Genomic DNA, 22,460 nt, shown 5'->3' on the forward strand with positions numbered 1-22,460 from the left:
ATGCCCCTGCCAAACCCTATAACGCATTGCTTATATTGCAGTTCCCGCAGGGGCAAGATTTAAGGTTGCATCAGATTAGGCAGACAGCTTAAGGCCGATACCCCAGGGGTCTCTGAGAGCAATGCCATCGCTCTGACGTTCGGTCGCAATCTCCATTCGGTCGAGGGCGGCAATCGCACGATCGAGCGATGCCTTTTCGTTGAATTTCAGCGAATAGCCGGAGAGGCCCGTCATGGTTTCGGTCCTGGCCTGTGCGCCACGGCTGTTCCAGATATTGGCCGCGACATGATGATGGTAGGCACCGGAGCCGAAGAAGCTCGCACCGGGGTAGCGGGCCATGATCTTCAGTCCCAGCACATCCTGATAGAACGCGTCGGCTTGCGGAATATCGCCCACCTGCAGGTGGATGTGGCCGATGGCCGTGCCCTCTGCCGCCTTGGCAAATGTTGCTTTTGGCGCGCTGTCGTAAAGCGCCTGCAGGTCCAGCCGCTCCGTCGCCATGGCAACGGTGCCATCGGGTTTGTAGTCCCATTCGTCCGGTGCACGGTCGCGGTAAACCTCGATGCCGTTGCCCTCGGGGTCGGCTAGATAGATCGCCTCGCTGACCAGATGGTCGGAAGCGCCCTGAAGCTGGACATTGCTGTGTGCGACATGCGTCAGCCACAGGGCCAGATCGCTGCGGCTCGGCAGCAGAAATGCGGTGTGAAAAAGGCCAGCCGCGTTGCCGGGTGCCTGTGTAGCGCCTTTAGAGGTCGTCAATGTCAGCAATGGCTGACCGTTCACACCCAGGACATGTCCGCTGGGGCTCTGCTCGATGACCGAGAGACCGATGATCTTCTGGTAGAAATCGGATACCTTGTCCAGATCGAGGACCCCGAGATGGGCTTGGCCGACATAGGCGGGCCGTGTCAGGGCAAATTGTTTTTCACGCGTCATGTTTCATGCACTCCAATCTTGTGCGCCGCGCAGCGGCTGTTGGTGTGAATGTGCGCGATCTCAGTCGTTCAGAAAAGATGCGTATTCGGCGAATGAGTGTGCAATATTTGTTGACGATGGAACCCGTCCATCATCTTTCTCGGCGCGCATCAGATCAGCCTTGCCTGTTCCAAGGCGCTGATGGCGTTGGCTACCCCGTTTTCCGCACGCAGCTTTTCCCCCAGCGCCTTTGCAGCCTGGTGCCGTTCGGGGCTGTCGGCTTCCAGAATGGCGTGGCTCAAGGCCTGTGCGGTCAGCGCTTCGCGCGGTGGCGTGTGGCCCGCAACGCCGAGCTTGCGAAGGCGCGATGCCCAGAAGGGCTGATCGCCGAAGACCGGGATGACGACGGAGGGAATGCCAGCGCGGCAAGCGGCATTGGTCGTGCCTGCGCCGCCGTGGTGAACCGCAAGCGCCATGCGCGGGAAAAGCCAGTCGTGCGGTGCGCGATCGATTGTCATGACATCGTCCTGCCCACCGGCCTCTTCCTGCAGGCCGCCCCATCCGCTGGCCAGCAGAAGACGCTTTCCCGACGTCTTTACCGCTTGGCGAACGAGCGCGGTGAAGGCTTGTGCATCGTGGTTGAACATGCTGCCGAAGCCGACATAGACCGGCGGCGGACCTGCGTCCAGAAAAGCGGAGAGTTCTTCCGAAGGTGTGAAGGATTGCGCCTCTTCCAGAGACCAGGGGCCTGTCACCTTCACCGTTTCGGGCCAGTTGCGGCTAGGCTCCACCATCATCGGGCTGAAGCCGAAAAGGCTCAATCGCTTCGTCTGCGGCCCATGATAGGGTCCGCGTCGGCCATAAGGTTGAAGGCCAAGTTTCGGCCTCACCACCTCGTTATAGGCAGGCCTGTACACGCTCCATACCGTTTTGCGCATGAAGCGCCCAAGCAGATGATTGACGGCCGGGGGCAAATCATAGGCCCAGTTCGGCAGAGGCATCAAAGGCGGGTTGTGCGAGGGAAGCGTCGGAACCAACTGCGTTTCGACGACCGGCAGCTGAAGTTTCTGCCCGAGCGCCTCGGCCAGCAGATAGACGATGCCGTTGCCGATCAGCAGATCGGCCCCGTCTGCGGCTGCCAGGCCCTGCTCGGGCCAGAAGGTTGCAATATCTCGAAGCTTGGTCTTGAAGGCCTTCACCATGGCAAATGTGCCGAGGCCTTTCCGTTGTAGACCCTCGTTCTTGCGCATCCACTCCAGAAAATCCCCCGAAAGCGGTGCATATTCCAACCCATGAGCAGTGATCAGGCTGGCGCAGGAGGGATCGGAGGCGATGCGGACATCATGGCCAGCCTGTTTCAGCCCGGCACCCAGTGCCACGAGAGGGCGCACGTCCCCCTCTGTTCCAACAGTGAAAATAACGATCCGCATGAAATGACCTTTTAAAAAAATGTTTTAAGTCGTCATAAGAAAACAGGATTGGAGGAAGCACAATCCCAGAAAATCACCCTTTCAGTTACCCCGACGACCGTGGCGGATCTGCGCGCAAAAGAGGCAGATTTTCGCCGTGCACGCCCTCTCATGCGGAGCGCGGTACGGGAAGATCTCAACATTTTCGGCGCTGCGGAATGCAAAGTGATCGTGTTTTTGGCCGCTGGTCTTGTTCCCGTCGCATATTGTCTGCATGGTTGGATGCAGGACTTTACGGGAAAGAACCATGAGTGAGACTTGGCGCTTTGGACGCCGCTACGACCTCCACGAAATCGTTGCAGATGGCATCGTGCATGGTGTCGGCATTGTGTTTGCGCTGATTGGTGCAACGGCGCTGATTTTCTATGTCACGTTATGGGATAGCCTCAGTGCTATCGCAGCCGTCTGGATCTATGCGCTGGGGCTCGTTTTGTGCCTGTCCATTTCGTTCACCTATAACATCTGGCCGCATTCCAACGTGAAATGGTATCTGCGAAGGCTGGATCATTCCGGCATTTTCATTCTGATCGCCGCGACCTACACGCCGATCCTTCAGCGCGGCATCGAAGATCCGTTGATCGCATTGACGCTTGCCGGTATCTGGGCAGCCGCCATTTCCGGCATCCTGCTGAAATGCTTTTTCCCCGGTCGGTTCGACAAGCTGACGATCCTTCTCTACCTCGGTATGGGCTGGAGCGGCGTGATGGTCGCCGATCGCCTGTCCTACCATCTGCCGCCGCTCAGCCTCTGGCTGATCGTCATCGGCGGCATCATCTATTCCATGGGCGTGATTTTCCACGTGTGGGAGCGCCTGCGGTTCCAGAACGCCATCTGGCACGGCTTCGTCGTGGTCGCCGCAGCGGTGCATTACACGGCTGTCATGACAAGTTTCAGTCTGGCCCCCGTCGCCACGTAAAATCGCTTCACCGTTTCAACTCTTGCTTTATGGTGTCCGCAAACAGTGATTTGCAGCGGATATATTCAGCATGACCACAGACCTACGCGACGCCACCCTCGACGACCTCCCCGCCATCATGGATATTTACAATGACGCGGTCGTGAACACGACCGCGATCTGGAACGACATTCTGGTCGATCTTGAAAACCGCCAGGAATGGTTCAAGGCCCGCAAGGACCGTGGCTTTCCTGTGATCGTCGCCATCAAGGACGGCGCGGTTGCGGGTTACGCATCCTACGGCGACTGGCGGGCATTCGATGGCTACCGCCACACCCGCGAGCATTCGGTCTATGTCCATAAGGACGCGCGCGGCTCCGGCATCGGCAAACTCTTGATGCAGGGCTTGATCGACCACGCCAAAGCCAACGACGTCCACGTGCTCATCGGTGCCATCGAAGCCGAAAACACCGCCTCCATCCGCCTCCACGAAGCGCTCGGCTTCCGCGTTGCAGGCAGATTTTCCGAGGTCGGCACCAAATTCGGTCGCTGGCTGGACCTGACCTGCATGGAACTCAAGCTTCCAGAGGCGTAGCGTCTTTGGCGCCGAAACGCGCGCGGTATGCTGCGGGCGTGGTCGAATAACACGAAGTTTGATAGCAAAAGGCCACGTTACCCAAAAAGCAACGTGGCCTTTCTCGTCATAGAAATCCCGTTCAATCCTGTGGTTCGAAGACCATCGAGTGGCCGTTGATGCAGTAGCGTAGGCCGGTTGGGGGGGGCCCGTCCGGGAAGACGTGGCCCAGGTGTCCGTCGCAGTTGGCACAGCGGATTTCCGTGCGCACCATGCCGAAGGCCGTGTCGCGCAGTTCGATGACGGCATCCGGTTTGACCGGTTCGAAATAGCTGGGCCAGCCGCAGCCCGCATCGAATTTCGTGTCGGAGACAAACAGCGGCTCGTCGCAGGCGGCGCAGCGGTAGAGGCCTTTTTCGGTGCTGTTCCAGTAGGGTCCGGTGAAGGGACGCTCCGTGCCGTGTTCGCGCAGGATACGGTACTGGTCCGCCGTCAGCTCTTCACGCCACTGGGCGTCCGATTTGGTGATTTTGGGTGATGTGAGATCGCTCATGAGGAGATCCTTTCGTTTGTCCCAAGATAGTGCGTCGGTGCGAAGGTTAAAAGAGGAGACGGCTTTAACCGGGGATAAAGACGTTGTGACCCCCTCCGCGACCGAAAACAGTTGAGGCGCATGTCGCCATGCCCTAATTGAGAGATAACAAAACGGGGCCGGAGACATCGGCAGGGCTGGGGAGACGAAATGATTGGACATATCCCGCTGCTGACATTCGCCGTGCTTTTCTTGCCTTTCATCGTGGCATTGTGCGCGCCGTTTGTCGTTCGCAGGTTGGGCCATAATGCCGTCTGGCTCCTGGCGCTCGCGCCCGCAGCGGCCTTCGTCCATTTCCTTGGTTTCATTCCGGAAGTCGCAGCGGGCGAGATCGTTACCGGCGGTTATGTCTGGGTGCCGAGCTTCAATCTCAGCTTTTCCTGGTTCATCGACGGTCTGTCGCTCACCTTTGCCCTTCTCATCACCGGCATCGGCACGCTCATCGTGCTCTATGCGGGCGGTTATATGAAAGGCGATCCGCAGCAGGGTCGGTTCCTGGCCTTTCTTCTGCTGTTCATGGGCGCGATGCTGGGCGTGGTGGTGTCGGATAGCTTGATGATGCTGTTCGTCTATTGGGAACTCACCTCGATCACTTCCTTCCTGCTGATCGGCTTCGATCACCGCCGCGAGGCATCCCGGCGCGCAGCCTTGCAGGCGCTGGTGGTCACCGGGGGTGGCGGGCTCGCCCTTCTGGCAGGCATTATCTTCATCTGGAACATCAGCGGCACGACGCAGCTTTCCTTGCTGGTGCACGGCGACGACGTGTTGCGTCAGAGCCCGTTTTATTTCGCCACACTGCTGTTGGTTCTGGGTGGCGCCTTCACCAAGTCGGCGCAGTTTCCGTTTCACTTCTGGCTACCCAACGCCATGGAAGCGCCCACGCCGGTTTCGGCCTATCTGCACTCCGCCACCATGGTCAAGGCGGGCGTCTATCTCTTGATGCGGCTTAACCCCGTCATGGGCGACACGGCGGCCTGGGAGATCCTCTTGCCCTTCTTCGGCGGGCTGACGATGCTAACAGGCGCATTTCTCGCCACCCGCCAGACCGATCTAAAGCTGATGCTGGCCTATACCACCGTGTCATCGCTCGGCCTTCTGGTCATGCTGACGGGTTTTGGAACGGAGCACGCCATCGAGGCAGCGGTGTTGTATCTTGTGGCGCATTCGCTGTTCAAGGGCGCGCTGTTCATGGTCGCAGGCATTATCGATCATGAAGCGGGAACGCGGGACGTGACGAAGCTTGGCGGTTTGCGCAAAGCCATGCCCATCACCTTTATCGCCGCCCTGGCAGCGGCCGTTTCCATGGCAGGCCTGCCGCCGTTCATCGGTTTTCTGGCCAAGGAAGAAATCTATTACGCGCTGGCGCAAGCCAATCCCCGTGCCATTCTTTTCACGGGCATCGCCATCATTGGAAATGCGCTGATGCTGGCCGTCGCTTTCGCGGTGGCGCTTAAACCCTTTGTCGGCAAGCCAAAGAGCACGCCGAAACATGCCCATGAGGGCCCGATCCTGCTGTGGCTTGGTCCAACCGTTCTGGCGCTCTGCGGACTTTTGGCAGCCGTGTTTTCAAGTGCGTTTCACGCCGTTGTTTCGACGCCCATGGCGACGGCCATCGCAGGCGAGGCGCGCCCGGTGGAAATGTCGCTGTTGCCGCATGTCGGTGTACCGCTGGCGCTTTCTTTGTTCACAGTGGCGCTTGGCGTCATGATCTATACGAAATTGACGCTGGCACGCGGGCTGATGGTCCGTGCATTCGATGCGGCCGGCCCGGGGCCAGACAGAGCGTTTGATCGCGTCATGTCCGGGGTGGTCAAGCTGTCCTTCTTCGTCACGCGCATGGTCCAGCCGGGCAGACTGGAATTTTACGTCACCGCCACCTTCGCCATGATCGCGCTCGTTTTGCTGGTGCCTATCTTCGCCTATGGCGAGTTGCCGTCCATGCCCGCCTGGCCGTCCGATATCCAGTTTCACGAACTCACCTTCATCGCCATCGCCATGATCGGCCTGATCGCGGTGCTGACGGCGGCCAGCCGCCTGACGGCCATCGTCGCGCTCGGCATTCAGGGCTTTGCTGTCGCTGTGCTGTTTCTGCTGTTCGGTGCGCCGGATCTGTCGTTCACGCAGTTCATGGTGGAAACGCTGTCGGTCGTGATCTTCACGCTGGTCATGACCCGGTTGCGCCTTTGGCCATCCGATCACCGTGGCAAAGGCCAGAAAGTGCTGGATGGCACGATCGCGCTGGCCTGCGGCACGGGCTTTGCGCTCATGTTGCTCAAGGCAACGCAACAGCCATTCAATGCCAGCCTCAGCGAATTCTTCGGTGCCTATTCCAAGGTCATCGCCCACGGAAACAACGTGGTGAACGTCATCATCGTGGATTTTCGAGGTACCGATACGCTGGGTGAAATCGCCGTTGTCATGATCACCGGTCTTGCCATTCTGGCACTCATCCGTATCCGATCTAAGCCGACGACGGGTGCAGATAAGGCGGGCAGGGCATGAACACATTGATCTTCCGTACCGTCGCGCCTGTCATCACCAGCCTCATGCTGCTGTTTTCCATCTTCGTGCTGCTGCGCGGCCACAACGAACCGGGTGGCGGCTTTATTGGTGGGTTGATCGCCGTGTCGGCGCTTGCGGTCTATGGCATCGCTTTCGGCGTGGAAACCGTGCGTCGCGCCATCGTCTTTCACCCGCTGTCGATTGCCGGTTTCGGTCTGTTGCTCGCCACGCTGTCGGGCATGGTGTCGGTCTTTGTTGGCGTTCCCTTCATGACCGGACTGTGGATCTATCCCAGCCTTGCGGGCGTGGAAGTGCCGCTCGCCACCGTCATCTCCTTTGATATCGGCGTGTATCTCGTCGTGGTCGGCGGCTTCACGGCGATAGCACTGGCCTTGGAAGAAAGGGAGCGTGACTGATGGAAGCAATCTTTTCCGGTCTCGTCGGCATTTTCTTTTCCGCCGCGATCTACCTCATGTTGTCGCGCCACAGTGTGCGCCTGCTGCTTGGCATCGCCATCCTCGGCAATGCCGTCAATCTCCTGCTGTTTACCGCAGGCAGGCTGACACGCGAGGTGCCCCCCATCATCGGGGCGGGCGAGGATGTGCTGGCGGCTACGACGGCAAACCCGTTGCCGCAAGCGCTCATCCTCACGGCCATCGTCATCTCCTTCTGCTTTTTCTGCTTTCTGGCCGTACTGGTCTGGCGGGCGTTTCAGGCGTTGAAGACCGACGACACCAATGAAATGCGTGCTGCAGAACCGGCGCGTGAACCCCTTCCGCCGCTCGGCTATTGAGAAACGGACAAGACACACATGGCCGCTTCCGGTTCTCCCCCCATCGATTTGTCCACAGCCCTCGTCATGCAGGCAACACCGCTTGCCGACTGGCTGATTATCCTGCCCGTGGCGCTGTGCATCAGTGTCGGTGCCATCCTGATGATGGTGCGCCACGCCACGCGCCTTCACGCTTCAATCGCCATTTCAGGCCTGTTCCTGCTGGTGGTGATCGACGCTGCGCTGCTGTGGAAGGTGGTGGTGGATGGTCCCTTCACCATGGTCATGGGTCGTTGGCTGCCGCCTTTCGGCATTGCCTTCACCGCCGATGTGACGGGCGCGTCCCTCGCATTGGCGGGTGCCATCGCAGCCCTTGCCTGCGCCGTCCATGCCAATGCGGATATGGACGAGGCTGGACGCCGCTACGGCTTCTACCCGTTTCTCATGCTGCTCATGGCAGGTGTCAGTGGCGCATTCCTGACCGGCGATATCTTCAATCTCTATGTCTGGTTCGAAGTTCTTCTCGTCTCCTCCTTCGGCCTGATCGTCCTGGGCTCGACGAAGGAACAGATCGATGGCGCGCTGAAATATGCGGTGCTCAATCTTATCGGCACAACGCTGTTTCTGATCGCTGTCGGCTATCTCTACGCCATCTTCGGCACGCTCAACATGGCCGATATCGCCACGCGTGTGACGACGGCGGGCAGCGAAGCGCCCTTGATGACGCTGGCGGCGCTGTTCACCCTGGCTTTCGCCATGAAGGCTGCGGCCTTTCCGGTCAATTTCTGGCTGCCTGCATCCTATCATACGCCCAAGATCGTCGTGTCGGCACTGTTCGGGGGACTGCTGACCAAGGTCGGCATCTACGCACTGCTGCGCGTTATGATCATGCTGTTTCCGGTGCAACGGGATGAACTGAGCTTGGTTATCGCCATCGTGGCGGCTCTAACCATGATCCTCGGCGCCATGGGCGCGCTGGCGCAGAATGATCTGAGACGCATGATGGGCTATATCGTCGTTTCCGGTATCGGCACCATGCTCGCGGGCGTTGCCATCGGCTCACCCTCTGCGGTGGGAGGCGTCGTCTTTTATGCGCTGAATTCCGTCGTCGTCATGACCGCACTGTATCTGACCATCGGCCATGCGGCTCGCATCGGCGGTGCCTGGACGATGTCGGATCTCAGCGGCCTCTACACCAGAGCGCCCTGGTTTTCGGGCATGGCACTGGCGCTGTTTTTCGCAGGCTCCGGACTGCCGCCCTTCTCCGGCTTCTGGCCCAAGGCCATGCTGACCAAATCCGCCATCGATATCGGCGCGTGGTGGCTGGCAGCATCCATTCTCGTGTCAGGCTTTCTGTGCACCATCACTTTTGCTCGCATCTTCCTTGTGTGCTTCTGGCGTCCGTCACCGCCCGGCATGAAGACGGTCGCAACCGTTGCCAATCCGCCCAGCCTCGGACCCGTTGTGGCGCTGACCCTGCTCGTCATCGGCGTCGGTCTGTTTCCCGAACAGGTAATGAAACTCAGCCAGCAGGCAGCAGACGGTCTTGCCGATCCGACCGCCTATATTCGCTCCGTCTTTCCACAGGGAGCCGCAAGATGAGACATGTCGTTCTGGGTCTGCTGTTCACCCTCGTCTGGCTGGCTATGTCCGGCAGCTATACGGTCCCCAATCTTCTGTTCGGCATGGGGATCGCCGCCCTGTCCATCGGCATCGTTCGCCACCAGCTCAGTGCAAGCGAAACCCATTGGGCACGCATCCCTACGATCCTGTCGCTGGTTCTCTTGTTTCTGAAGGAACTGGCACTGTCGGCCTGGACGGTGGCGAAAACGGTCGCCAAACCGAAGCTGGTGCTGACGCCCGGAATATTTGCCTATCCATTGGCGGTGAAGAGCGATTTCGAGATCACGCTTCTCGCCAATCTCATCACGCTCACCCCCGGCACGCTCTCCGTCGATGTCTCGGACGACCGTTCTATTCTCTACATCCATGCGCTGGATTGTAGCGACGTGGAGGCCACGAAAAAGTCGATTGCCGATGGTTTCGAGCGCAAGATCATCGAGGCGTTTCGCAAATGACCCCTGACGCCCTGATATCCCTCTCCACCCTTGGTGCTTCCATCATTCTGTCCTTGGCCTTTCTTCTGGCGGTCTACCGGGTGGTGGTGGGGCCGACCCTGCCGGACAGAATCATCGCGCTGGATACGCTGGTCGGTATCGCCATCGGCTTTATCGCGGTCATCGCCATTCGCACTGGCTTCGACCTTTATGTTGATATCGCCATCGCCCTGTGTCTTGTCGGCTTTCTTGCAACGGTTGCATTCGCGCGTTTCATTCTGTCGCGCCGACCGGAAGAGGGCCAAAGGGCGAAACAGATCCTGGATGGAACGGATGTGTTGCCCGCATCATCTTCAGGTACGCCCAGAAAACCCAAGCGGAAAAACGTGAAAGGAGCAAAAAAATGAGCTGGTTCCTCGCCACCCTCGTCAGTCTGCTTTTGCTGTGCGGAGCAACGTTTTCCCTCATCGCGGCCATCGGTATCAACCGTCTTCCAGACCTCTATACTCGCATGCATGCTGCCTCCAAGGCCGGTACTGTCGGCTCTGGACTTCTTCTTCTTGGCGTTGGCATCAATTCACTGGAGGTTGCTGTTTTTGCCCGCTGCCTCGCCGGGTTTCTCTTTGTTGTTCTGACTGCCCCAGTATCCGCACATTTGCTTGCCAAAGCTGCGCATCAGGTTGGTTATCGACTGTCTTCTACAACCGTAATAGATCAGCGTAAAGCAGACCTTAAGTTGAGTTGATCTGTTTGCTAGACTATTGTCGTATTCGAGTTTTGAGCATATTTTAACTTTATCATCTATGATTTCTAGTAGATGAAACAAGTGCGATTTCTTCTGAAATAGTCCAAAATAATAATTGGACTTTTTTTGGTTTGGTGTTATCCACGGTAGGTAAAGTAGATGATGTTGATTTGCGTCCTGCGATATCGTTAGTCCGGTTAGACATTTTATTGATGGCTAAACTATCTCCGCTGGAGAATATCCGGATATTTATTTCGATTTTTGCAGTTGCTGAAAGAAGTCTTGTCCGGCTTGGAAAGCTTGCCAGGAGGCTCCCTTCGAACGCAAATCGACCGTCCGGGGTTAACTTCACTTGAAGGGCGAAAGGCCGATGAGCCTTTGCCTTTGAAGACACGAATAGGAGAGATATAGATGACGGAAACTACATATGGCGGCGCTCAGGATTTGCTTGTCGAACTGACGGCAGATATCGTTGCTGCCTATGTTAGCCACCACGTCGTTCCGGTCACGGAGCTTCCAGGCCTCATTTCAGACGTACATACAGCCCTCAGTGGCACCTCGACCCCGGTCGTGGCCGCGGTCAACGTCGAAAAGCAGAAGCCTGCGGTGTCTGTGCGCAAATCGGTTCAGGATGATCAGATCATCTGCCTGGAATGTGGCGGTTCGTTCAAGTCGCTCAAGCGGCATTTGACGACTCATCATAGCATCACCCCGGAAGAATACCGCGAAAAGTGGGACTTGCCGATGGATTACCCGATGGTGGCTCCGGCCTATGCAGAAGCGCGTTCGCGCCTCGCCAAGGAAATGGGCCTTGGCCAGCGTCGCAAGTCCGCACGTTGATACCTGCAATTTAGAAAATATGAAAAGCCGGTCCGAGTGGCCGGCTTTTTTGTGCGTGGAGCGCAGCAAGACATAAGAAAATAGTCCTTTTTCTATGTGAGCTGAAATAGTTGCGATTGATTTCAAACGCTTATGGCACAGCGTTTATTTCCACGATTGTAAGCTTGTTTTTCATGATGTATGAATTAATTCCTATTTTGTGAGGAGTTGCATCATGTCACTGACAGCATTGCCCCATCGGCCCGAGCCTTCAGGCCCTTATCGCCCGACCATTATGCAAAACCTGCCATTGCCAAGCGTAACCGCAGCACAACGTCAGGCCTGCCAACAGGTGCGCCAGATCACCTGCAATATGTTTGCCGAGATTGTCGAACGCGACACTGTTCGGCGGGACCGCAGGCATGCCATGTCGCATATCCGGCAAATATCGATCTATGTCTGCCATGTCGTTCTCTCCCTGCCGCTGCCGGAAGTAGCTGTGTGCTTCGGGCGCGATCGCTCCACAGTCGGCCTCACATGCCAGCATGTGGAAGATCGCCGCGACGATCCCGGCTTCGACGCATTCGTGACGGCTGTTGAGGAGAGGTGTAAATCCCTCGTCGCCCTGTTGGAGGCAGATGCCCATGACTGAGAAAGCGAGTAAAGCGCAGAACAAACCGGATCAAGCTATTGTCCGGCTGCTGAAATTCATCGGTCGCAGCACCGCCCGCGTGACTGACGTCAACGGTGTCTTCGATATTGCCATCGACACTGCGCCGCAGCCTTTGATGATTGCAGGTTCTGCGCTCGACAAGGCCGTTTCGATGGGGTTGTTGCGCTGGCAGGACGGAAACCTCACCTGCGAAAGCACCGCCAGCGCCTATCTCAAGCGCGCCATGGTCAAGGAACGCGACGAGATTTTTCAAGAGCAGCATCGCCAGTCGGAAGTCGTCTCGGTGGAGGTTGATGGCGCCCGGCAGAGCGTGCGACGAAACGAATTGTCCGCACCCCTCATGGCGCTGGCGCGTCTGAAGGACCGTGACGGACAGGCCTTCTTTGCCGCAGAGGCGCTCGACGCAGGCGAAAGGCTGGCGAGAGATTTCCATCGCGGCCATTTGAGCCCGCGCATCACCGCATCATGGGAGCCGCGTCTGGCAAAGCGCGTCAAAGGACAAACCAACGGCGCACAGGATCTCAGCGACACGGCCATGGCCGCGCGCCTGCGCGTCTCAAAAGCCGCAGACGCCATGGGCCCGGAACTCTCCGGCGTCGCCATCGATGTCTGCTGTTTCGAAAAGGGCCTGGAACTGGTGGAGCGCGAACGCCAATGGCCGGTCCGTTCGGCCAAACTCATGCTGCGAACAGCCTTGCTCGCCCTGTCCCGCCACTACGCCCCACCCCAGCCATCCGCTCGCAAACGGGACAGTCACCACTGGGGTGCAGATGGATATCGACCGGTTGTTTGCGATTAAGCCGCCAGCACCTGCGCCTCGGCACGGATGCGGTTGATCATCGAGCGTAGGCCGTTGGCGCGCTGGGAGGAGAGGTGTTCGACAAGACCGATCTTGCCAAAGACGTCTATGGCGTCGAGCTTGGCGATATCCGATGCTTTTTTGCCGGAATAGACGGCCATGACGATGGCGACCAGGCCGCGCACGATGTGTGCGTCGGAATCGCCTTCGAAGGTCAACACCGGATCGGCCGCACCATCGCTGTGGCTGACGAGCCAGACCTGGCTGGCGCAGCCTTGCACCTTGTTGTCGGCTGTCTTCTTCTCGTCTGCCAGATCGGGCAGTGCCTTGCCGAGTTCGATCACATAGCGGTAGCGATCCTCCCAATCGTCGAGGAACTCAAAGTCGTCCATGATCTTGTCGAGAGAAGCCATTGATCCGTCATCCATTGTGTCTAAGCCAGCATATAGGTGAAACCTCGGTCGAATTGAACCGCTATCGGCACGAAAAAAAGCCCTGCGACGAAGCAAATTCGCGCAGGGCTTGGCAAGTCGGGCAGTCAGGCGGCCCAAAGATGGGCCGCAAGCGGGTTTGCGATAGTGATGTATCGCGAATGTGTGATGCTGTCGTTGCGGCTCAAGGTGCCGGGCGGCGCTGGGGCAGGGGCACGTAAGGCTGCGATTTGATGGTGCCGGTTTTGATGTCGTCGCTTTGCTGGGCCACGTTGATTGTCTCGGCAGGCATGGTCACTGCGGGTTTGACGGGTGCGGCGTCGGCAATTTTGGTTGCAGGCTCGTTGTCGGCAAGCTGGGCGTCGATCAGCTGATAGGCAACCTTTGCGCCTTCGCGGGCTCTTTCACCCAGGACGTGGAATGTTTCAGCGCCCTTGACGCAGACGTCGGGCTTTTCGATGCAGATGGCGCTGACATAGCGGTAGGCTTCGCTGGCAGCCGATACGGCGCCGGCGACATTCATTTGCGAGGTCTGCGAAGTGCTGTCGTTGGAACCGCCAAAATAGGACAGCGCCACCAGAACCAGCGAAAAGAAGATCGACGACTTGATCAAAAACCACATAGCGAAACTACCCTGTTAAAACGCCGCCCTTTTCGGGTCATCCGTATTTGCCCTGTTCCGTTTGCTTCGTTTCGGGCTTGCAAACACCCTATCCCCAACAGACCAACAGCCATTTGCGAAAAACGTCGGGATTTAATTCAAATTGTAGCTATTTGTTCCGTCGCTGAACGACATCGCGCATTTCGTTCAAGTTTTAACGTCTCATGTTAAGCATAATTGCGGCGGGCGCCAACAAATACAGGGGATCGGGTGCCGAGTGCGTGCCACAAAGATTAACATAATTCGAAAAATATAACGAAATCCTTCGCTTACCTGCCATTAACCATGAAACGCAAAGTCTTGCGCAAATGCGCCGAAATGGGATTCCCCAGGGCTTTAAGCGGGGGAGAAGGGGTCCCTTTTAGCCTTTCCTTAAGCCGCGCCCCTCTATTGTCAGCCATGGTTAAGGGCTCTTTCGCCCATTTGGAATTCGGTGTTCAGGTATTGCGTAACATAACGGAAAAAGCGATTGCGTTGATCGATCATGCCACCGGCATGTGGCTTTCGCGCATGGAAGAAGATGCAAGCGTGCGGGGCGCGACGGTGCATGCCTTGCGCAGGCTGGTGGCCTCGGGCCTTGCCGCGCTCTTCGTCGTCCCGCTGGTTTTCTGCTTTGCCGTCCCTGTTTCCGTCGCGCTGCCTCTGGGCGTGGCGACAGTCGTCGCCATCTTCCTTGCCGCCGCCGCATGCGTGCTTGCGCTTCGCAGGCCGCAGATGAAAGAGGTCGTTGTCGCACCCGCAGGCAAGAACATGGTGTCGACCACACATATGCCCGGCCTGATGGTGTTCTTCGATGAGCACGCCATCGTCAAAGGTGTCTCGGGTCGCGATCTCAGGCAATTTCCGGCCCATTTCCAGAACTGCACCGGCCATGTCTTCGCCGAACTGGTGCATGTGTCGGATCGCATCGGGCTGATGCAGGCTTTCGATACGCTGCGCCAGGGTCAGGAGAACGCGGTTGCCGATCTGCGCTTCGAAAATGCCATTGGCGTTCGCCAGAGCCAGTTTCTTTACGCCCGCATCGACATGACCGCGGAGCGGGATCGCAATGGCAGGCTGATCGGCGTTGTCGGTCAGATGCGCGATATCACCGAAAAGGAAATTCTGCGCAAGGAAGTGGTGCGCAAGGCGACCGAGGCCGAACAGGCCAACGACGCCAAGTCGCGGTTTCTGGCTGCTGTCAGCCACGAACTGCGCACGCCGCTCAATGCCGTGCTTGGTTTTTCCGATATTCTGGCTGGCGAATATTTCGGCAAGCTGGAAAATGATCGTCAGCGCGAATATGTGTCGCTGATCCGTCAGTCCGGCGCGCACCTCCTGTCGGTGGTCAACACCATGCTGGATATGAGCAAGCTGGAGGCGGGTCGCTACGAGCTCATCATGGAGCCATTCCGCATTACCGACGCCATCGCCACGTGTGAAGGCATGCTGGGTCTTCAGGCCAAGCAGAAGGGCCTGACGCTGACCAGTCGTGTCCAGCGCGACATCGGTGAGGTGGTCGCCGACCAACGCGCCATCCAGCAGGTTCTGATCAATCTCGCGAACAATGCCATCAAGTTTACCGAATCGGGTGGTGTGGTCTCCATGGATGCATCGCTGGAAGGCCGCACCTTGAAGCTCACCGTCAGCGATACGGGCATCGGCATCGCTGCCGACAAGATCGAGTTTCTGGGTCAGCCCTTCATGCAGGTGCAGAATGAATTTACCCGCCGCTATGAGGGGACGGGTCTGGGTCTGGCTTTGGTCAAGGGGCTGGTGGAGCTGCACGGTGGCAGCTTTGCGATTTCCAGCCGTGCCGGTGAAGGCACCGTGGTCACGATCCTTCTGCCAGCCGATGGCTCGGGCTACGTCGAAGGTTCGGACCGTGACGATACCAGTGGTCCGGTGGAGTTTCCGCCACGTCTCAAGCCACAGGTTGCGGGCACGAGCAAGATGATGAAGGAGGACGTTGCGGATGGCCGCGCCAAAGCGAAAATCGCCTAGGAAAACACCGGCTCGCAAAGAGCCCGGTTTCGTTTCTGTGGCAGCACTCGCCGTGGGGCAACAAATCCTGCGGCATCCCAGACTGGTGGGCGGCAGCGCCGCCTTTCTGGTGGTGTTCGGCTTTGTGGCCGCGAATGCGCTGTGGTACCAACCGGGTAATCATCCATCGCCCTTCCTGCGGACGCGCGATGAGGAAAATCCCAATGGCATCCCCGGTTACCGCGTCGCCTCGGGACTTGGCGAAAACGGCAATGTCACAACATTCCGCATAGAGCGACCGGGCGATGCGCCGCAGGCGCCATCCGCTCCGGCCACCCAACCTGCCGACGTGGCATCGGTCATCACACAGTCGGAGCCGCAAGCCACCCCGCACCAGCCATCGGAACTCGTGGCCGAAATCCAGCGCGAACTTGCCCGCCGCGGCCTGTATGAAGGCCCGGCAGACGGTATGCCGGGTCCACGCACGACAGCGGCCATTCTCTTCTTCGAGGAAACCGTCGGCATGGAGCCGACGGGCGAACCCACGAGCCGTGTTCTCTCGGCCATGAAGATCGACAGCGCAACCACCGTTGCCGCCATTCCCAAGGCCCTGCCGAAGGATCGCCCGGCAGAGCCGAATTCCGGCGGCGTTGCCATCGATCCGGTCGCCGCCGCCATTCGCAACGCCGAGTCTCAACAGCCAAAGCCGCAGTCCGTATCGCTGACCTCAGTCAATACGCCCAAGCCCGCGCAAAAGGATCTGGTGGCGAAAATCCAGCAGGGCCTGGTCAACATCGCCTATGCGGATGTGAAGGTGGATGGCCTTCCGGGCGAACAGACCCGCACGGCTATCAGGAACTTTGAAAAGCACTACCGTCTGCCCGAAACCGGGGAGCCCAGCGAGGCGGTGCTGAAAAAGCTGAAATCCATCGGCGCGCTGTGATATCGAGTGAGCATGCGCCTTAAATCCGAGATGTTCGTTTCCGCCCTCATTCGCCGTGTCTTTTCGGCAGGGGATTTTGCGGCCGTGGAACGCAAGGGGGCAGACGCCGCCGGGGCCATCTTCATCCGCCAGCGTCTTCGCAGCGGTCTGGAAAACCTCTACGCTCCCGCACCCCAAAGCTTTTCCGATGACGAAGAGGCAGGGTCGCAACGCCGCTTCGAACAACGATTATCGGGCGCCGAGGCACAGGACGTCGAGGCATTGCTGGAGAAGGAACGCCGTTTCGACAGCGATCTCTGGGTTCTGGAACTGGAGACCGAGAGTGTGGAGGGGCTGCTGGAGATTGTCTGATCAGGGCTGTCCCGTTCGAACTTCCGTCAGCCTTTGAACACTACCGTTTCACCACCAGCCGCTCGCGTGCATCGTCGTGCATGTCCACGCTCTCCCTGTTGGGTTCGGCCGCATAACTATCCGCACGACGCCAGCGTTCGATGCGGTCTTCGCACTGGGCGGCATCGAGGCTGTCAATCATCACTTCCGCGCGCGTCATATCGCCATCGCGAACCTTCAGGTGCGGGTAGAAGCTTTCCAGCACAAAGGCTGCATCGACGAATTCCATGCCGAGGCCGACCATCGTTGTTGCCAATTGCTGGCCGGAAATATCGAGGATCAGCCGTTCTGACAACCAGTGGCTGGCTGCGAGCGAGTCTGACAGGGCACGGGAGAACTGGCGGGCATCGCGGGCGCGGGCGAAGCGAATAAGCAGGGCTTCCTGCACATCGGTCAGGCGGCGACGTCCCAGATTGTCACCGAGCGGACGGCTGAGCTGTCGTGCCATGGTGCGCAACTGGCGGCGCAAATCCTCTTCGCGGTCGGCAATCGTCTTTTGGGTGAACAGAGACAGGTCCGGTGTTGCCATCTCCGCATCATCCACGCCAGCGCGAACTGGCGGGCGCGAATGCCGAAGGCCGACCAGCGCGTCGATGACGGTAGGGGATAGGTCGTCGCGACGCACGATGGTGCGCGCATGGGCGCCGCCTTGCGTGCGGGCAATGGTAATCAGCGTATCGTCGTCCAGACATTTGGACGAGACAAGGAATGGCGCAGATAGCGCAATCGGCTGGCTGGCGATGAAGAAGGCGACGGCCGACGGCACGTTCGGGTTTTGAGACAGGGCCGCAATCGCCTCCCGCTTCGCCTCCGGTGTGGAGGCGGAAAACAGCGGCAGAAACAGTTCCGCAAACTGGCGGAGTTCTGACCTGGATGGATGAGAAAGACCTTCAAAACTCGATACAGTGGCCATCAGCACCACGTCTTTCTTCCTCTCGGCCCTTGGCCTTTCTAATTCTCGAAACCGGTCGGTCAACGCAATACCCAACAGACGCAAAACAAAACACTATGATCAAATTAGATCAAACGTGTTGACGCCCTGTTAACCAGCCAGCGGGCAAAGCGGTTTTTTGGGCTTATTCACAACGAATTTTAAGAATTTGTTTTTGAAATGAGAAACAAGGCAATGCCGGGATATCGCGTTGAGACGCGCTAGCGGGAACTCGTCGCCGCTGTGTGTGACATGGAACGACGAGCCCCTGACCGACATCATGGCGGCTCAGCGCGTTAGACATGACGCCAACGACATGCGTCAAACACGGCATGGTGGAAAATTAACCCGTAATTTCCTGAAGGCTTGAAATTCGTCAATTTTTTCAAATGCTTTTAAGGACAGATCGAGAACTGTGTTCACAGGACTGTGAACGCAGTCTCAATGAATGGTTTATGCAACAGATCAAATTGTAATGAATTCTGTGCCGGCCTGAGAATATTAGGATTAACGATCGGTTAATCTTTGCGTGTTTTTAATGCCTGAAGCGGCCAGAGATTCGGCGCATTCCATAGGGTGCGATATCTGGCAGGTGAGGCGGCAGGCATAAGCCCCGTTCTCACGCATACGTCTCCCATGCCAGTCTGTGGACTGGATATGCACAATGTTTGTGGTGATGGCATTCCCGCGCGTTCGCAAGATCCGCGCACTCTAATCAAAATCAATCGTCATGCCCCTGAAGGGAGAAGATTATGGCAGACATTATCTCGTTTTATGCGGCCACGCGCCGACTGAGCCGACCGCCGCTACCGGAGAGCACCGCAGGCGGACCTGCGCAACTTCTGTTCTTTACCGGCGTGCGCTATGAGCGCCCCATCATCGACATCAAGATGGATGCGCAGAAGAAACCGCGCAAACGCAAGGTTGTCGCCATCAAGGATGCCCGATAGGCTTCTCAAAGATCGTGCAGCGTGAAGGCGGTCTACTGCCAGGGCGCTGCGGCGCACTTTGCCTCGCTCAGAAACCGCGTCGCCTCTTCCACGAAGCTTTGCTGCGGCACCATGGTGCGCAGCACCGCATAGCCCTTGCTCTGGGCTGCTTCCACCAGAATGGACTGCGACAGAGCTGCAGGCTGTGACTTGCGAATGGCGGCCAGCTGCACCTGATTGGCGACCAGAATATCCAGCTCGCCATCGGCAGACGTGCGATCATTCATGCTGAAGATTTCATTGGACGCGCTATCGAAAATAGCCACAGACCAGAAGGGCACAGCCCCGAACGCCTCAAGACGCATGGGTTTGTCCGTGATGTCGAAGGTGCAGACGGCCACCCGCATGAAGGGATCGCCGCTGCCAAGCTCCGTCTTCTCACGGCTGTCATCCAGCAGATGAAACAGATTGGACGCCCCTTCGGCAACCGCACGTGTATAGGCATCGCGGTTGGAAAAATGCGGTGTCGACAGCAAAATGATCAAGTGCAGGACGGCTGCACCCACAAGCCCGACGAAAACAGCGAAGATAACCTTAAGCATTGCCGCATCCTGCCTTGCGGATATCCGGCATCTTGATGTCGATGAGCCCGGTGCTGCCCGCCACCGGCGTATCGAGCAACGTCAGAACCAGCTTGAAATTGCTGCCCTGGGGCACCGAAAGCCAATTGTAGGTCTGGGCGCTGGCGGCCACGCTGATGTCCATGCCGCCATCCGGCCCATGCAGAAGCGTGCGGGAATTGAGGGCGAAAGGCCGACCTGAACCGTCATCCAGAAGATTGCCCTGCTGGTCGGCTGCATAGAGCGTCCAGAAGCGGGAAGGGGGCACGTTGCCGGTCAAACGATACCGGCACTGACCGGTCAGGCGCTGGCCATCGCTATCAGTGGCGGCGGTAAAGCTCAGACCTTCGGCGGTTCCGTACAGCAGCTTGCCCGCATCGGACCTATGCGACTTGGCGTAAGGATCGGCCTCGATCGTCTGCGCTTCGGGAAAGGCATCCCACGCTCCGATCTTGATGGAGCCGAAACCGTCTGTGGCTTCCAGCGCCGCAAGTGTGGATAAAATTCCGCCCCCGAAGGCGACCAGAAGCGAGATTGCAACAAGAAATGGAACTCGGAACACGCTGTTTTCCCGTTTTGGAACAGCTGAGGGTTAGCACTGATTCCGGTTTGGGGAAATGGGGAGAAGGAAGCAGTTCTGCTTTTCTCTTGAGGATGTTGGTGATGCGCGATGGACGTTGGCACATTCACGTGTTTTTTAAAAAATTCCGCCTGAACTGAAGTAAAAGGCAATGGCCAGCGACGTTTGAGCTGGCCATTGCCGCATCTTAGTTGGCAGGTGTTGCCATCGCTTGCGCACTGCCGCCTGATACATCGTCGGTGGCAATCGGGGCGGGTGTCACCGAACCATCGGCTGCCGCCACACGCCAGACCGAATTGCCCGCATCATCCGCCACCAGCAAAGCACCGGTGCCATCGATGCCGACGCCGACGGGACGGCCTCTGGCGTTGTCTCCCTGAATGAAGCCGGTCACGACGTCCTGCGTCTTGCCCGATGGCTTGCCGTTCTCAAACGGCACATAGGTCACCCGGTAGCCGTTGAAGGCGTTGCGGTTCCAGCTGCCATGCTCGCCGATAAAGGCGCCGTTTGCATAGGCCGCAGGCATGGCGGAGTTGAGCGTGAAGGTGAGGCCGAGTGCCGCCACATGACTTGAAAGTGCGTAGTCCGGCTTGATGGCGGTCGCGACGATATCAGGGCGGGGCGGGTAGACACGGGCATCCACATGGTTGCCATAATAGCTCCACGGCCAGCCGTAGAACCCGTTTTCCTTGACCGATGTCATATAGTCGGGAACGAGGTTCGGTCCCAGCTCGTCGCGTTCGTTGATGACGGCCCACAGCTCCTTGCTCTCGGGGTTGAAGGCAAGGCCGTTGGGATTGCGAAGGCCGGATGCAAATAGCTTGAACGCACCTGTCTGCCGGTCGACCTGCAAGATCGCCGCGCGGTTCTTTTCCGCCTCCAGGCCATTTTCAACGATGTTGGAATTGGAGCCGACGGAGGCATACAGGAACTTGCCGTCCGGGCTCAGTGCCAGATCCTTTGTCCAGTGGTGGTTGATTGGCCCGCCGGGAAGCGGCGTCAGCAGCTTCGGTTCGGCGGTGATTTCGTTCTGCCCAAGCTGGTAGGGATAGGCGAGGATGTCGCTCGCGGTGGCGACGTAGAGCGTATTGTCGGCAAAGGCGACGCCGAAGGGCGAATCCAGCTTCGTCAGCAGATCATGGCGTTCATCAACGGTACCGTCGCGGTTGGTATCGCGCAGCAACGTGATGAGATTGCTTTCCTTCTGCGGACGCGTGTCGCCATGGGAAATGGCCATGATCCAGCCACGGATGATATCCTTGGGACGCGACGGGGATTGTCCTTTCGGTCCTCGGGACTGTACGACCAGTACGTCGCCATTCGGCAGCGTGTGCACGGTACGTGGGTTGGCGAGGTCCTTCTGGTAAAGGGTCACTTTCAGACCCTCCGGCACCGTCGGCGTCTCGCCGTCCTTCCAACCGACGACTTCTGCCACCTTGAGGTCAGGCAGAAGGTTGGTCGATGGTACCGGAAGGACCGGATCTGCTCCAATCTGTTGAGACAGATCGAAGTTCCGGTCTTGCTCGTTGCAGGCGGACAGGAGAACGGCGACACTGCCCATCAGGGCAGCCGTGTGAATGAGGCGGCGCGCGATCATCATACTCTCCAGGCCAGTCGTGCATATTTGCGGGAAGACGCAGCCACGGTCGTCAGCGCCACGACGAATGTAATGGTCGAGATCAGCAGCCCGTAAGGTACCACCGCCGTCCAGCCGTCACCGGCATGCACGAGACTGTTCAGCAGTGCCAGTACCAGCATGCCGATAAAAAGCACGATCGAAAACAGGGAAGGCCGCATCGGCCGCGTGCGCACCCGGAACAGATCGATAAACCCGGCCAGCAAAGCCAGCCCACCGAACACCAGCCCGCCAAACAGCAACCAAGCCGAGAAATTCAGCCACAACAAATTGGCGGTCTGCCAATAGGCGATGTCAGTCCCCAGCACCATTGAGAAACAGACGAACGGAAACGGCACGAAAAGAGATTGAAAGGGATAAGCAGAGGCCTCTCTGCCAGTCACATCGCTCATAAACTGTCTCCAACCTGTGTCGATATGGACGTCCTGTTCCTCACAGAGGTGCTTTGGTCGCGAGGACGTTTTTGTACGAGGCTGAACGGTTGGTGCGGTGATTTGGTTGCAGCGGGATTGTGACAAAGGTGACGGCGACCATCCAATTATGCGACAATTAAGACACCCTTGAG

General features: G+C 58.2%; 26 protein-coding genes. 16 read left to right on the plus strand and 10 right to left on the minus strand.

The window, feature by feature from the left end; genetic code table 11:
* Window positions 1–75 precede the first annotated feature (75 nt).
* Both RMR21_RS03635 and RMR21_RS03640 read right to left on the minus strand, forming a co-directional pair.
* Window positions 76–936: a VOC family protein gene (locus RMR21_RS03635; RefSeq protein WP_498669358.1), complete on the minus strand. Its 861-nt coding sequence runs from the start codon at window positions 934–936 to the stop codon at window positions 76–78.
* Between the two features lie 149 nt (window positions 937–1,085).
* Window positions 1,086–2,345 carry a glycosyltransferase gene (locus RMR21_RS03640; protein ID WP_498669359.1) on the minus strand — a complete coding sequence of 420 codons (1,260 nt, stop codon included), beginning with the start codon at window positions 2,343–2,345 and terminating at the stop codon, window positions 1,086–1,088.
* A gap of 286 nt (window positions 2,346–2,631) precedes the next feature.
* Here RMR21_RS03640 and trhA point away from each other — a divergent pair, with 286 nt between their 5' ends.
* Both trhA and RMR21_RS03650 read left to right on the plus strand, forming a co-directional pair.
* Window positions 2,632–3,300, plus strand: a complete 669-nt coding sequence (gene trhA, locus RMR21_RS03645; protein WP_498669360.1) for a PAQR family membrane homeostasis protein TrhA — start codon at window positions 2,632–2,634, stop codon at window positions 3,298–3,300.
* Window positions 3,301–3,370: 70 nt separating this feature from the next.
* On the plus strand, window positions 3,371–3,874 hold the full coding sequence (locus tag RMR21_RS03650; protein ID WP_498669361.1) for a GNAT family N-acetyltransferase: 504 nt from the start codon (window positions 3,371–3,373) through the stop codon (window positions 3,872–3,874).
* A gap of 121 nt (window positions 3,875–3,995) precedes the next feature.
* Here the strand turns inward: RMR21_RS03650 and msrB are convergent, their stop codons facing one another.
* On the minus strand, window positions 3,996–4,406 hold the full coding sequence (gene msrB / locus RMR21_RS03655; protein WP_498669362.1) for a peptide-methionine (R)-S-oxide reductase MsrB: 411 nt from the start codon (window positions 4,404–4,406) through the stop codon (window positions 3,996–3,998).
* Between the two features lie 189 nt (window positions 4,407–4,595).
* On the opposite strand from msrB, the gene RMR21_RS03660 reads away from it, so the two are divergent.
* The 10 genes from RMR21_RS03660 to RMR21_RS03705 all read left to right on the plus strand — a co-directional run bounded on the left by RMR21_RS03660 (window position 4,596) and on the right by RMR21_RS03705 (window position 12,812).
* Window positions 4,596–6,947 (plus strand): putative monovalent cation/H+ antiporter subunit A, encoded by a 2,352-nt coding sequence (locus RMR21_RS03660; RefSeq protein WP_498669363.1) that lies wholly within the window; start codon window positions 4,596–4,598, stop codon window positions 6,945–6,947.
* Window positions 6,944–7,363, plus strand: coding sequence for a Na(+)/H(+) antiporter subunit B (locus RMR21_RS03665; RefSeq protein WP_498669364.1), 420 nt, complete (start codon window positions 6,944–6,946; stop codon window positions 7,361–7,363). Before RMR21_RS03660 ends, RMR21_RS03665 begins: the two co-directional genes overlap by 4 nt.
* Entirely contained in the window at window positions 7,363–7,740 is a 378-nt protein-coding gene (locus tag RMR21_RS03670; RefSeq protein ID WP_498669365.1) for a Na+/H+ antiporter subunit C, read from the plus strand. The genes RMR21_RS03665 and RMR21_RS03670 overlap by 1 nt, the downstream gene beginning before the upstream one ends.
* Before the next feature lie 18 nt (window positions 7,741–7,758).
* Window positions 7,759–9,321 (plus strand): Na+/H+ antiporter subunit D, encoded by a 1,563-nt coding sequence (locus tag RMR21_RS03675; protein WP_498669366.1) that lies wholly within the window; start codon window positions 7,759–7,761, stop codon window positions 9,319–9,321.
* A complete protein-coding gene (locus tag RMR21_RS03680; protein ID WP_498669367.1) occupies window positions 9,318–9,797 on the plus strand; it encodes a Na+/H+ antiporter subunit E in 480 nt (159 codons plus the stop codon). The genes RMR21_RS03675 and RMR21_RS03680 overlap by 4 nt, the downstream gene beginning before the upstream one ends.
* Window positions 9,794–10,183 (plus strand): cation:proton antiporter, encoded by a 390-nt coding sequence (locus RMR21_RS03685; protein ID WP_498669368.1) that lies wholly within the window; start codon window positions 9,794–9,796, stop codon window positions 10,181–10,183. The genes RMR21_RS03680 and RMR21_RS03685 overlap by 4 nt, the downstream gene beginning before the upstream one ends.
* Entirely contained in the window at window positions 10,180–10,521 is a 342-nt protein-coding gene (mnhG, locus tag RMR21_RS03690; RefSeq protein WP_498669369.1) for a monovalent cation/H(+) antiporter subunit G, read from the plus strand. The genes RMR21_RS03685 and mnhG overlap by 4 nt, the downstream gene beginning before the upstream one ends.
* 411 nt (window positions 10,522–10,932) lie before the next feature.
* Window positions 10,933–11,361, plus strand: a complete 429-nt coding sequence (locus tag RMR21_RS03695) for a Ros/MucR family transcriptional regulator (RefSeq protein WP_174152412.1) — start codon at window positions 10,933–10,935, stop codon at window positions 11,359–11,361.
* A gap of 214 nt (window positions 11,362–11,575) precedes the next feature.
* Window positions 11,576–11,992 carry a helix-turn-helix domain-containing protein gene (locus tag RMR21_RS03700; protein WP_498669370.1) on the plus strand — a complete coding sequence of 139 codons (417 nt, stop codon included), beginning with the start codon at window positions 11,576–11,578 and terminating at the stop codon, window positions 11,990–11,992.
* Window positions 11,985–12,812: a DUF6456 domain-containing protein gene (locus RMR21_RS03705; RefSeq protein WP_498669371.1), complete on the plus strand. Its 828-nt coding sequence runs from the start codon at window positions 11,985–11,987 to the stop codon at window positions 12,810–12,812. The genes RMR21_RS03700 and RMR21_RS03705 overlap by 8 nt, the downstream gene beginning before the upstream one ends.
* Here RMR21_RS03705 and RMR21_RS03710 read toward each other — a convergent pair.
* Window positions 12,809–13,225: a SufE family protein gene (locus RMR21_RS03710; RefSeq protein WP_498669374.1), complete on the minus strand. Its 417-nt coding sequence runs from the start codon at window positions 13,223–13,225 to the stop codon at window positions 12,809–12,811. The genes RMR21_RS03705 and RMR21_RS03710 overlap by 4 nt on opposite strands.
* A 202-nt stretch (window positions 13,226–13,427) precedes the next feature.
* The gene (locus RMR21_RS03715; RefSeq protein WP_498669375.1) at window positions 13,428–13,865 is read right to left on the minus strand and encodes a DUF5330 domain-containing protein; all 438 of its coding nucleotides are present in this window, start codon (window positions 13,863–13,865) and stop codon (window positions 13,428–13,430) included.
* A 438-nt stretch (window positions 13,866–14,303) separates the two neighbouring features.
* Here RMR21_RS03715 and RMR21_RS03720 point away from each other — a divergent pair, with 438 nt between their 5' ends.
* From RMR21_RS03720 to RMR21_RS03730, 3 genes are read left to right on the plus strand one after another with little or no spacing between them, the layout of a single operon-like run.
* A complete protein-coding gene (locus tag RMR21_RS03720) occupies window positions 14,304–15,887 on the plus strand; it encodes a sensor histidine kinase (protein WP_498670060.1) in 1,584 nt (527 codons plus the stop codon).
* Window positions 15,859–16,809, plus strand: coding sequence for a peptidoglycan-binding domain-containing protein (locus RMR21_RS03725; protein WP_498669376.1), 951 nt, complete (start codon window positions 15,859–15,861; stop codon window positions 16,807–16,809). Before RMR21_RS03720 ends, RMR21_RS03725 begins: the two co-directional genes overlap by 29 nt.
* A 12-nt stretch (window positions 16,810–16,821) precedes the next feature.
* Entirely contained in the window at window positions 16,822–17,160 is a 339-nt protein-coding gene (locus RMR21_RS03730) for a DUF1491 family protein (protein ID WP_498669377.1), read from the plus strand.
* A 40-nt stretch (window positions 17,161–17,200) separates the two neighbouring features.
* On the opposite strand, the gene RMR21_RS03735 is transcribed toward RMR21_RS03730, so the two are convergent.
* Entirely contained in the window at window positions 17,201–18,112 is a 912-nt protein-coding gene (locus RMR21_RS03735; protein ID WP_498669378.1) for a DUF2336 domain-containing protein, read from the minus strand.
* Window positions 18,113–18,882: 770 nt separating this feature from the next.
* Between RMR21_RS03735 and RMR21_RS03740 the strand changes: the two genes are divergently transcribed.
* Window positions 18,883–19,080 carry a hypothetical protein gene (locus RMR21_RS03740; RefSeq protein WP_498669379.1) on the plus strand — a complete coding sequence of 66 codons (198 nt, stop codon included), beginning with the start codon at window positions 18,883–18,885 and terminating at the stop codon, window positions 19,078–19,080.
* A 32-nt stretch (window positions 19,081–19,112) separates the two neighbouring features.
* On the opposite strand, the gene RMR21_RS03745 is transcribed toward RMR21_RS03740, so the two are convergent.
* The 4 genes from RMR21_RS03745 to RMR21_RS03760 form a co-directional block, all read right to left on the minus strand.
* Window positions 19,113–19,661 carry a DUF1254 domain-containing protein gene (locus RMR21_RS03745; protein WP_498669381.1) on the minus strand — a complete coding sequence of 183 codons (549 nt, stop codon included), beginning with the start codon at window positions 19,659–19,661 and terminating at the stop codon, window positions 19,113–19,115.
* Window positions 19,654–20,241 (minus strand): DUF1214 domain-containing protein, encoded by a 588-nt coding sequence (locus RMR21_RS03750; protein WP_498669382.1) that lies wholly within the window; start codon window positions 20,239–20,241, stop codon window positions 19,654–19,656. Before RMR21_RS03750 ends, RMR21_RS03745 begins: the two co-directional genes overlap by 8 nt.
* 205 nt (window positions 20,242–20,446) lie before the next feature.
* A complete protein-coding gene (locus tag RMR21_RS03755) occupies window positions 20,447–21,856 on the minus strand; it encodes a PQQ-dependent sugar dehydrogenase (RefSeq protein ID WP_498669383.1) in 1,410 nt (469 codons plus the stop codon).
* A complete protein-coding gene (locus RMR21_RS03760) occupies window positions 21,856–22,287 on the minus strand; it encodes a DUF2231 domain-containing protein (RefSeq protein WP_498669384.1) in 432 nt (143 codons plus the stop codon). The genes RMR21_RS03755 and RMR21_RS03760 overlap by 1 nt, the downstream gene beginning before the upstream one ends.
* Window positions 22,288–22,460: the final 173 nt, after the last annotated feature.

The sequence above is a fragment of the Agrobacterium sp. rho-8.1 genome (assembly GCF_033957725.1).
In the GTDB taxonomy this organism is placed as follows: domain Bacteria; phylum Pseudomonadota; class Alphaproteobacteria; order Rhizobiales; family Rhizobiaceae; genus Agrobacterium.

Coding starts and splice junctions, on each gene's coding strand:
- RMR21_RS03635 (WP_498669358.1), bottom strand. CDS start 936: ATGACGCGTGAAAAACAATTTGCCCTGACACGGCCCGCCTATGTCGGC.
- RMR21_RS03640 (WP_498669359.1), bottom strand. CDS start 2,345: ATGCGGATCGTTATTTTCACTGTTGGAACAGAGGGGGACGTGCGCCCT.
- trhA (WP_498669360.1), top strand. CDS start 2,632: ATGAGTGAGACTTGGCGCTTTGGACGCCGCTACGACCTCCACGAAATC.
- RMR21_RS03650 (WP_498669361.1), top strand. CDS start 3,371: ATGACCACAGACCTACGCGACGCCACCCTCGACGACCTCCCCGCCATC.
- msrB (WP_498669362.1), bottom strand. CDS start 4,406: ATGAGCGATCTCACATCACCCAAAATCACCAAATCGGACGCCCAGTGG.
- RMR21_RS03660 (WP_498669363.1), top strand. CDS start 4,596: ATGATTGGACATATCCCGCTGCTGACATTCGCCGTGCTTTTCTTGCCT.
- RMR21_RS03665 (WP_498669364.1), top strand. CDS start 6,944: ATGAACACATTGATCTTCCGTACCGTCGCGCCTGTCATCACCAGCCTC.
- RMR21_RS03670 (WP_498669365.1), top strand. CDS start 7,363: ATGGAAGCAATCTTTTCCGGTCTCGTCGGCATTTTCTTTTCCGCCGCG.
- RMR21_RS03675 (WP_498669366.1), top strand. CDS start 7,759: ATGGCCGCTTCCGGTTCTCCCCCCATCGATTTGTCCACAGCCCTCGTC.
- RMR21_RS03680 (WP_498669367.1), top strand. CDS start 9,318: ATGAGACATGTCGTTCTGGGTCTGCTGTTCACCCTCGTCTGGCTGGCT.
- RMR21_RS03685 (WP_498669368.1), top strand. CDS start 9,794: ATGACCCCTGACGCCCTGATATCCCTCTCCACCCTTGGTGCTTCCATC.
- mnhG (WP_498669369.1), top strand. CDS start 10,180: ATGAGCTGGTTCCTCGCCACCCTCGTCAGTCTGCTTTTGCTGTGCGGA.
- RMR21_RS03695 (WP_174152412.1), top strand. CDS start 10,933: ATGACGGAAACTACATATGGCGGCGCTCAGGATTTGCTTGTCGAACTG.
- RMR21_RS03700 (WP_498669370.1), top strand. CDS start 11,576: ATGTCACTGACAGCATTGCCCCATCGGCCCGAGCCTTCAGGCCCTTAT.
- RMR21_RS03705 (WP_498669371.1), top strand. CDS start 11,985: ATGACTGAGAAAGCGAGTAAAGCGCAGAACAAACCGGATCAAGCTATT.
- RMR21_RS03710 (WP_498669374.1), bottom strand. CDS start 13,225: ATGGCTTCTCTCGACAAGATCATGGACGACTTTGAGTTCCTCGACGAT.
- RMR21_RS03715 (WP_498669375.1), bottom strand. CDS start 13,865: ATGTGGTTTTTGATCAAGTCGTCGATCTTCTTTTCGCTGGTTCTGGTG.
- RMR21_RS03720 (WP_498670060.1), top strand. CDS start 14,304: ATGGTTAAGGGCTCTTTCGCCCATTTGGAATTCGGTGTTCAGGTATTG.
- RMR21_RS03725 (WP_498669376.1), top strand. CDS start 15,859: ATGGCCGCGCCAAAGCGAAAATCGCCTAGGAAAACACCGGCTCGCAAA.
- RMR21_RS03730 (WP_498669377.1), top strand. CDS start 16,822: ATGCGCCTTAAATCCGAGATGTTCGTTTCCGCCCTCATTCGCCGTGTC.
- RMR21_RS03735 (WP_498669378.1), bottom strand. CDS start 18,112: ATGGCCACTGTATCGAGTTTTGAAGGTCTTTCTCATCCATCCAGGTCA.
- RMR21_RS03740 (WP_498669379.1), top strand. CDS start 18,883: ATGGCAGACATTATCTCGTTTTATGCGGCCACGCGCCGACTGAGCCGA.
- RMR21_RS03745 (WP_498669381.1), bottom strand. CDS start 19,661: ATGCTTAAGGTTATCTTCGCTGTTTTCGTCGGGCTTGTGGGTGCAGCC.
- RMR21_RS03755 (WP_498669383.1), bottom strand. CDS start 21,856: ATGATCGCGCGCCGCCTCATTCACACGGCTGCCCTGATGGGCAGTGTC.
- RMR21_RS03760 (WP_498669384.1), bottom strand. CDS start 22,287: ATGAGCGATGTGACTGGCAGAGAGGCCTCTGCTTATCCCTTTCAATCT.